The sequence below is a fragment of the Streptomyces sp. NPDC001100 genome, assembly GCF_053598575.1.
This window is the reverse complement of sequence record NZ_JBSFKO010000005.1, coordinates 403,678-412,323: the sequence shown is the minus strand read 5'-3', so window position 1 is coordinate 412,323 and position 8,646 is coordinate 403,678. Positions and strand designations below refer to the sequence as shown.

8 protein-coding genes and 1 pseudogene are annotated in these 8,646 nt (G+C 73.4%); 8 read left to right on the top strand and 1 reads right to left on the bottom strand.

Features of this window, described 5'->3' with window-relative positions; translation table 11 throughout:
- Together ACWDEW_RS10195 and cobI are read left to right on the top strand one after the other, a co-directional pair.
- Window positions 1–693 (top strand): annotated as a pseudogene (locus tag ACWDEW_RS10195) (cobyrinate a,c-diamide synthase); the annotation flags it as partial.
- A complete protein-coding gene (gene cobI, locus ACWDEW_RS10190; RefSeq protein ID WP_450511369.1) occupies window positions 678–1,424 on the top strand; it encodes a precorrin-2 C(20)-methyltransferase in 747 nt (248 codons plus the stop codon). The pseudogene ACWDEW_RS10195 and the gene cobI, both read left to right, overlap by 16 nt.
- A gap of 11 nt (window positions 1,425–1,435) precedes the next feature.
- On the opposite strand, the gene ACWDEW_RS10185 is transcribed toward cobI, so the two are convergent.
- Window positions 1,436–2,164: a ZIP family metal transporter gene (locus tag ACWDEW_RS10185; protein WP_450511367.1), complete on the bottom strand. Its 729-nt coding sequence runs from the start codon at window positions 2,162–2,164 to the stop codon at window positions 1,436–1,438.
- A 110-nt stretch (window positions 2,165–2,274) separates the two neighbouring features.
- On the opposite strand from ACWDEW_RS10185, the gene cobM reads away from it, so the two are divergent.
- The 6 genes from cobM to cobC are packed head-to-tail and all read left to right on the top strand — an operon-like array spanning window position 2,275 to window position 8,646.
- Window positions 2,275–3,105, top strand: a complete 831-nt coding sequence (gene cobM / locus ACWDEW_RS10180) for a precorrin-4 C(11)-methyltransferase (RefSeq protein WP_450511366.1) — start codon at window positions 2,275–2,277, stop codon at window positions 3,103–3,105.
- Window positions 3,102–4,340: a precorrin-6y C5,15-methyltransferase (decarboxylating) subunit CbiE gene (gene cbiE / locus ACWDEW_RS10175; protein WP_450511364.1), complete on the top strand. Its 1,239-nt coding sequence runs from the start codon at window positions 3,102–3,104 to the stop codon at window positions 4,338–4,340. The genes cobM and cbiE overlap by 4 nt, the downstream gene beginning before the upstream one ends.
- Window positions 4,337–6,028, top strand: coding sequence for a precorrin-3B C(17)-methyltransferase (gene cobJ / locus ACWDEW_RS10170; protein WP_450511362.1), 1,692 nt, complete (start codon window positions 4,337–4,339; stop codon window positions 6,026–6,028). Before cbiE ends, cobJ begins: the two co-directional genes overlap by 4 nt.
- Window positions 6,025–6,636, top strand: a complete 612-nt coding sequence (locus ACWDEW_RS10165; RefSeq protein ID WP_450511360.1) for a precorrin-8X methylmutase — start codon at window positions 6,025–6,027, stop codon at window positions 6,634–6,636. The genes cobJ and ACWDEW_RS10165 overlap by 4 nt, the downstream gene beginning before the upstream one ends.
- Complete coding sequence (locus ACWDEW_RS10160; protein ID WP_450511358.1) at window positions 6,633–7,571, top strand: sirohydrochlorin chelatase; 939 nt, start codon at window positions 6,633–6,635, stop codon at window positions 7,569–7,571. The genes ACWDEW_RS10165 and ACWDEW_RS10160 overlap by 4 nt, the downstream gene beginning before the upstream one ends.
- Window positions 7,561–8,646 (top strand): Rv2231c family pyridoxal phosphate-dependent protein CobC, encoded by a 1,086-nt coding sequence (cobC, locus tag ACWDEW_RS10155; protein WP_450511356.1) that lies wholly within the window; start codon window positions 7,561–7,563, stop codon window positions 8,644–8,646. The genes ACWDEW_RS10160 and cobC overlap by 11 nt, the downstream gene beginning before the upstream one ends.

The following is an 8,646-nucleotide window of genomic DNA, read 5'->3' as shown; positions in this document are numbered from 1 at the left end:
TCGCCCCCGCCGCCCCTACCCGTCCCGTCCCCGGGGGCTGCGCCCCCGGACCCCCATCGGCCTGAACGGCCTCGTCCTCAAACGCCGGACGGGCTGAGAATTGCCGTTGCCGGCGGAGCAGCCTTCACCTTCTCCTACGCCGAGCACACCGAGCTCCTCACCGCGGCCGGTGCCGAGGTCGTCGTGTTCGATCCCCTTCGGGATGAGGAACTCCCCGACGGGACACGCGGGTTGGTCATCGGGGGCGGGTTCCCGGAGGTGTACGCCGCCGAGTTGTCCGCCAACGAGCCGTTGCGCAAGGCCGTTGGAGCGCTCGCCGGGAGCGGGGCTCCCGTGGCCGCCGAATGTGCCGGACTGCTGTATCTGGGGCGGGAGTTGGACGGTCGGCCGATGTGCGGGGTACTGGATGCCACCGCGCGGATGAGCGAACGGCTGACCCTGGGATATCGGGACGCCGTCGCGCTGAGCGACAGTGTGCTGGCCGTGGCCGGGACGCGGATGCGCGGGCACGAGTTCCACCGGACCGTCGTCGAGCCCGGCTCGGGGGCGGCTCCCGCCTGGGGGGTGCGCGCCCCCGAGCGGCGGGTCGAAGGTTTCGTACAACAGGGTGTGCACGCGAGCTATCTGCACACGCACTGGGCGGCCGAGCCCGGTGTGGCCCGTCGGTTCGTGGAGAGGTGCCGGACGTCATGAGCAGCAGCAGGTTGATCGGAGTCGGGGTGGGTCCCGGCGATCCGGAGCTGGTGACCGTGAAGGGCGTCAACGCTCTGCGGGCCGCCGATGTCGTCGTGGTGCCTGTGATGGATACGGGTGAGCGGGGGCGGGCCGAGGCCACCGTGCTGCACTACGTGCCCCAGGAGAAGGTGCTGCGGGTCGTGTTCGCGCTCAACGAGCGGACCGACCGGGCCCGGCGCGAGGCCGCCTGGGACGCCGCCGGGGCGAAAGTCGCCGAGCTGCTCGGCGCTCACGGCGTCGTCGCGTTCGCGACCATCGGGGACCCGAACGTCTACTCCACCTTCACCTATCTCGCCCTGACCATCGGGGAGTTGGTGCCGGGGGTCGTGGTCGAGACCGTGCCGGGGATCACCGCCATGCAGGATCTCGCCGCGCGCTCCGGGGCCGTACTCACCGAAGGGACCGAGCCGTTGACGCTCGTGCCCGTGACCGCCGGGTCCGCCGTGCTCAAGGACGCGCTGGCCGGGCCGGGGACGGTCGTGGCGTACAAGTTCGGGCGGCAGGCGGCCGAGGTCGCAGAGGCGCTGCGCGAGACCGGGCGGATCGAGGACGCGGTGTGGGGGTCGGCGCTCGGGCTGGACGGGGAGTCGATCCGGCCGGCCGCCGAACTGGACGGGGAGCCGCTGCCCTATCTGTCGACGCTCATCGCCCCCGCGCGGCGCGAGGGCGGGCGGGGCGGAAAACTGTGACGCCCCGAAGATCAGGCGGCCAGGCCGACCACCAGCCAGATGAACGCCGCCCCCGCCACCGTGCACATCAGGGTCGCGGGCGCGGGGTGTTCGTGGTGGGCCTCGGGGAGGATCTCGGCGGCGGCGAGGTAGAGGAGCACGCCTCCGAAGAAGCCGAGATAGCCGCCGAGCAGCGGGGCCGGGATGGTCAGGAACGCCGTCGAGGCGGCGCCGACCACCGGGGCCGCCGCGTCCGCGACCAGCATCGCGATCGCCTTGCGGCGGGCGTTGCCGTACAGGCTCGTGATCGTGTACGTGTTGAAGCCGTCCGCGAAGTCATGGGCGATGACCGCGAGCGCGACCGCCGTGCCCATGCCGCCGCCCACCTGGAACGCGGCGCCGATCGCGACCCCGTCCATGAAGCTGTGGCCGACCATCGCGGCGGCCGCCGTGAGGCCCACCTCGGGCGCGCGGCCGTTGTTCTCCTCCGCGCCGTGCGCGGCCTGGCGGGCGGCGAGCGTGCGTTCGACCAGATGGGCCACCAGGAAGCCGGCCACGAAGAGCAGCAGAGCGGCCGGTACGCCGAAGACCTCGCGACCGGCCGCGCGCAGCGCCTCCGGCAGCAGATCGAGACCCACGACGCCCAGCATCAGGCCGCCGGCGAGGCCCAGGACGAGATGGCGGCGGTCGGTCACGCGCTGTGCCGTCCAGCCGCCGGCCAGCGTCATCAGGAACGCGCCGAGCGCGACGAAGACCGCCATAGACCCCTTGCTATCCGATCAACCCCTGTTCGCGCACATCCTGGGCCACTCCACCCCCACGTGCACTGACGTTCCCGTTCTGTTTGTCCCGCTTGAGAGGATCCGACCCCATGGCCGATGCCGCCGCCGATACCCCCACCGGCAAGGTGACCTTCGTCGGTGCCGGTCCCGGCGCCGCCGATCTGCTGACGTTCCGTGCCGCACGCGCCATCGCCGAGGCCGACGTCGTGATCTGGGCGGCCAGCCTGGTCCAGGCGGAGGTCCTCGACCACGCGCGCGAGGGCGCCGAGATCCTGGACTCGGCGACCATGTCCCTGGAGGACGTCGTCGCCGTGTACGAGCGGGCCGGGGCGGAAGGGCTGCGTGTGGCACGCATCCACTCCGGCGACCCGGCCCTCTGGGGCGGCACGCAGGAGCAGCTCGACCGGTGTGCCGCGATCGGCATCGAGACCGAGATCGTGCCCGGTGTCTCCGCGTTCTCCGCCGTGGCCGCCCTCGCGCAGCGCGAGCTGACGATCCCGGAGGTCGCGCAGTCCGTCGTCCTCACCCGGCTCGGCGGCGGCAAGACGCCGATGCCGCCCGGGGAGGAGGTGCGGGAGTTCGCGCGCCACGGCACGACCATGGCGATCTTCCTGTCGGCCGCCCGCAGCGGGCAGTTGGTGCGGGAGCTGCTGGAGGGCGGCTATCCGACGGACACCCCGGTCGTCGTGGCCTACCAGGCGACCTGGCCCGAGGAACTGATCGTGAAGTGCACGATCGCCACGCTGGAGGAGACGGTCAAGGAGCACAAACTCTGGAAGCACACCCTCTTCCTGGTCGGCCCGGCCCTCGACGCCCACGGCACCCGCTCGCACCTCTACCACCCGGGCCATTTCCACGGCTACCGCAAGGCCGACCCGGAGGCCCGCCGGGCCCTGCGCTCGCGGGGTGCGAGCACGTGATCACCGTCGTCGGCACGGGGACAGGCGCGCCGGTCGCGGACGACGTGCTCGCCGCTGCCCGGCTCGTCGTCGGCGGCCGGCGCCATCTGGCCGCCGCCGCGCTCCCGGACGGCGCCGAGCAGATCGTCCTCGGCCCGCTCGCGCCGGCCCTCGACACCATCGAGGCATCCGTCGAGAAGGGCGAGCCGGTCGTCGTGCTGGCCTCCGGGGACCCCGGGTTCTTCGGGATCGTCCGCGCACTGGCGGAACGGTTCGGCGCCGACGCCCTCGACGTACGCCCCGGTGTCTCCTCCGTGGCCACCGCCTTCGCGCGACTGGGCCTGACCTGGGACGACGCCGTCGTGGTCAGCGCGCACGGACGCGATCTCCGTACGGCGGCCAACGCGTGCCGCGCGCATCCCAAGGTCGCCGTCCTCACCGGACCGGGGGCCGGACCCGCCGCACTGGGCGCCGCCCTCACCCACCGCACCACCGGCCGCGTCCTGGTCGTCGCGTCCGCGCTGGGCTCCGGGGAGGAGCGGGTGGAGCGGGTCACGCCCGCCGAAGCCGCCGCCCGCGACTGGGGTACGGCGGTGAACGTGGTCCTGTGTCTGGACGAGACCCGTGTTCTCAATGCCGTGCGGACGGTCGCCGGGGCTGCCGTCGGGCCGGCCCGATGGGCGCTGGACGAGCGGGAGTTCGAGCACCGGGACTCGATGATCACCAAGTTCGAGGTACGGGCGCTGGCACTGGCCAGGATCGGTCCGCGGCTCGGCGAACTGGTCTGGGACATCGGCTCCGGCTCCGGGTCCGTGGCCGTCGAGTGCGCGCGGCTGGGCGCCGCCGTCACCGCCGTCGAGAAGACCCGGGACGGTGTCGAGCGGATCCGTGCCAACGCCGAGGCGCACGGTGTCGACGTCCACACCGTGCACGGGGCGGCGCCGACCGTGCTGTCCGACCTCGACGACCCCGACGCCGTGTTCGTCGGCGGCGGCGGGCGCGAACTGCCCGCCATCGTCACCGCGTGCGCGCGGCGGGCCCGGCGGACCGTGGTCGTCGCGATGGCCGCGCTGGACCGGGTACCGGCGGTCCGCGAGGCGCTCGGCGGTGCCGGGTTCGCGGTCGAGGGGGTGCTGCTGCAGTCGTCCCGGCTCGCGCCGCTGCCGGGTGATGTGACCCGGCTGGCGGCGACCAATCCCGTTTTTCTGCTGTGGGGCGTCCGGCCTCCGGCGTCTGTTGAAGGAGTTGCTCAGTGATCGGCCTCATCTCCGCCACCGCGGCGGGAGCGACGGCGCGGGACCGGCTGGCCGCCGCGTGGCCGGACCGTACGCGCGTGTACGAGGGACCCGTCGGGGACGCCGTCCGGGCCGCGTTCGCGGAGTGCGAGCAGCTCGTCTGCTTCCTCGCCACGGGAGCCGTAGTACGGCTGATCGCCCCGCTGTTGGGCGACAAGCGGACCGACCCGGGGGTCGTGTGCGTCGACGAGGGCGGCCGGTTCGCCGTGTCGCTGGTCGGCGGGCACGGCGGCGGAGCCAATGAACTCGCCGTGGAGGTGGGCGAGTCGCTGGCCGCCCAGCCCGTCGTCACCACGGCCACGGACGCGGTCGGTGTGCCCGGCCTGGACACCCTCGGGTTCCCGGTCGAGGGCGATGTCGCCGGGGTGTCGCGAGCACTGCTCGACGGCGAACCGGTCTCCCTGGACGCCGAGTTGGCGTGGCCGCTGCCACCGCTGAAGGTGTCGGACAACGGCTCCTACGTCATCAGGGTCACCGACCGCGCAGCCGAACCCGGCGAGCGTGAGGTCGTACTCCGGCCGCCGTCGCTCGTCGTCGGGGTCGGCGCGTCCAAGGGTGCCCCGGTGGACGAGGTGGTGGGGCTCATCGAGGGCGCGGTGCGTGATGCGGGGCTTTCGTTGAAGTCCCTCGCCGAACTCGCCACCGTGGACGCCAAGTCGGACGAGCCCGGCATCGTCGAGGCGGCCCGGCGACTCGGGGTGCCGCTGGTGACCCACTCCGCCGAGGAGCTGGCGGCCGTGGAGGTGCCCAACCCCTCCGAGGCACCGCTCGCGGCCGTCGGCACACCGTCGGTGGCGGAGGCCGCGGCGCTCGCGCTGGGTGGCGAACTCCTGGTCCCCAAGCGGAAGTCGGAGCGCGCCGACGGGCAGCCGGCGATGGCGACCTGTGCCGTCGTACGGCGGCTCGCGCGCGGCCGGCTCGCTGTGGTCGGGCTCGGACCCGGCGCCCGGGACCTGCTCACCCCGCGCGCCAAGGCCGAACTCCGGCGCGCCGCCGTGCTGGTGGGGCTCGACCAGTACGTCGACCAGATCCGCGATCTGCTGCGGCCCGGGACGCTGGTCCTGGAGTCGGGACTCGGCGCCGAGGAGGAGCGGGCCCGTACGGCGGTCACCGAGGCGCGGAAGGGGCAGGCGGTCGCGCTGATCGGCAGCGGGGACGCCGGGGTGTACGCGATGGCCTCGCCCGCGCTGGCGGAGGCCTCGGACGACATCGACGTGGTCGGAGTCCCGGGTGTGACGGCCGCGTTGGCCGCCGCCGCGATCCTCGGAGCGCCCCTCGGCCACGACCACGTCTCCATCAGCCTCTCCGATCTGCACACGCCGTGGGAGATCATCGAGCGGCGGGTACGGGCCGCGGCCGAGGCGGACATCGTGGTGACGTTCTACAACCCCCGCAGCCGGGGCCGTGACTGGCAGCTCCCGAAGGCCCTCGCGATCCTCGCGGAGCACCGGGAGCCGGGCACGCCGGTCGGTGTCGTACGGAACGCCTCGCGGCCGGACGAATCCAGCCGACTGACGACCCTGGCGGCGCTGGATCCGGCGACGGTCGACATGATGACGGTGGTGACCGTGGGCAACACGGCGACCCGGGACATCGCCGGACGCATGGTGACACCGCGCGGGTACCGCTGGCAGGAGGTGGCCGAATGATCCCCGGGGACCGGGTGGTTCATCCGATCGAGGTGGAGTCGTACCGGCGGATGCGCGCCCGCCTGGACACCTCGCACCTCCCGCCGCTGACCCGTGCGGTCGTGGAGCGGGTCGTCCACTCCGCGGCCGATCTGGAGTACGCGACCGATCTCGTCCTGGACGAGGGCGAGTTGGCGAAGGCGCACAGCGCGCTGCACGCGGGGGCGCCGGTGGTCGTGGACGTGGCGATGGTCGCGGCCGGGATCACGCGGCTCAGGACCGTGTGCCGGCTGAAGGACGCCGAGTCCGGTCCCGGGCTGACCCGTTCGGCGCACGCGATCCGGCTCGCCTACGAGGAGGTCGGGCCCGGCGCCCTGTGGGTGATCGGCAACGCGCCCACCGCGCTGGAGGAGTTGCTGACGCTGGACGCCTCCCCCGCACTCGTCATCGGGCTGCCCGTCGGTTTCGTCGGCGCGGTCGAGTCCAAGGCCGCGTTGCGCGCGAGCGGGCTGCCCGCCGTGAGCAACGTGTCCGAGAAGGGCGGCTCGGCGGTCGCCGCGGCCGCCCTCAACGCCCTGCTGTACCACCCCACTTCACCATCCGAATCACCGTCCGAGGAGACATCGTGACCACCCCGCCGCCCGCCCTGCTCATCGCCGGACACGGCACCCGGGACGAGGCCGGAGCCGAGGCGTTCCGGTCCTTCGTACGGGAGTTGGGCCGCCGTCACCCCGAACTGCCCGTCGCGGGCGGGTTCATCGAGCTGTCGCCGCCGCCGCTGGGCGACGCGGTGGCCGAGCTGGTGGAGCGCGGGGTGCGCCGGTTCGCCGCCGTGCCGCTGATGCTGGTGTCCGCCGGGCACGCCAAGGGGGACATCCCGGCGGCGCTGGCCCGGGAGAAGGAGCGGCACGCGGGGATCTCCTACACGTACGGCCGTCCGCTGGGCCCGCACCCGTCGCTGCTGAAGGTGCTGGAGCGGCGGCTCGACGAGGCGCTGGGCGAGTCGGCGCGGACCCCCGAGGACCGGGCCGATGTGACCGTGCTCCTCGTGGGGCGCGGGTCGACGGACCCGGACGCCAACGCCGAGGTGCACAAGGCGGCGCGGCTGCTCTGGGAGGGGCGCGGCTACGCGGGCGTGGAGCCGGCGTTCGTGTCACTGGCGGCGCCGGACGTGCCGAGCGGTCTTGACCGGTGTGTGAAGCTGGGTGCGCGACGGATCGTCGTGCTGCCGTACTTCCTGTTCACGGGCATCCTGCCGGACCGGGTACGGCAGCAGACGGAGGGCTGGGCGGCGGCACACCCGGAGACCGAGGTACGGTCGGCCGAAGTCATCGGCCCGGAGCCGGAGTTGCTCGACCTGGTGATGGAGCGGTACCGGGAGGCGGTCAAGGGTGATCTGCGGATGAACTGCGACTCGTGCGTGTACCGCATCGCGCTGCCCGGTTTCGAGGACAAGGTGGGGCAGCCGCAGCAGCCGCACTTCCACCCGGACGACGACGGTCACGACCACGACGGCCACCACCACGGGCATCACCATCACGGTGGGCACGCCCATGCACACTGACAGAGCCCACGACCCCACGCGTGGGACCCATGATCTCCGTCATCACGGTGACGCCGAAGTCCGGGACGACGGCGCCAGGTTGATCGACCTGGCGGTGAACGTCCGCGCGGACACGCCGCCCGCGTGGCTGCGCGAGCGAATAGCCGCCTCACTGACCGGTCTCGCCGCCTACCCGGACGGGCGGGCGGCGCGGGCGGCGGTCGCGGCGCGGCACGGGCTGCCGGTGGACCGCGTGCTGCTGACGGCTGGCGCCGCCGAGGCCTTCGTGCTGCTCGCCCGGGCTCTGAAGGTCCGTCAGCCGGTGGTCGTGCACCCGCAGTTCACGGAGCCGGAGGCGGCACTGCGGGACGCGGGGCACGCGGTGGAGCGGGTGCTGCTGCGGGAGGCGGACGGTTTCCGGCTGACCCCGGAGGCCGTTCCCGAGGGCGCGGACCTGGTGCTGATCGGCAACCCGACGAACCCCACGTCGGTCCTCCACCCCGCGGCCTCGATCGCCCGACTCGCGCGCCCGGGGCGGACGTTGGTGGTGGACGAGGCGTTCATGGACGCGGTGCCGGGTGAGCGCGAGGCGCTCGCGGGCCGGACCGACATCCCCGGCCTGGTGGTGCTGCGCAGCCTCACGAAGACATGGGGTCTGGCGGGACTGCGGATCGGCTACGTCCTGGCCGCCCCCGAGACGATCGCGGAACTGGAGCGGGCCCAGCCGCTGTGGCCGGTGTCCACGCCCGCGCTCGCCGCAGCGGAGGCGTGCATGGAGGCACCGGCCCTCGCGGAGGCAGCCCACGCGGCCCACCGAATCGCCGCCGACCGCGCCCATCTCGTCGCCGGCCTCGCCGAGTTCGCCCCCGACGGCCTCCAGGTCATGGAACCCGCCGAGGGCCCCTTCGTCCTCGTCCGCGTCCCCAACGCCGTTGCCGTCCGGCGCCACCTGCGCGACCTGGGCTTCGCTGTTCGCCGTGGGGACACGTTCCCGGGGTTGGACGAGGAGTGGCTCCGCCTGGCGGTACGGGACCGGACGACGGTGAACCGTTTCTTGCAGGCGCTGGACCAGGCGGTGACGTTGTCGGGGAAGTGA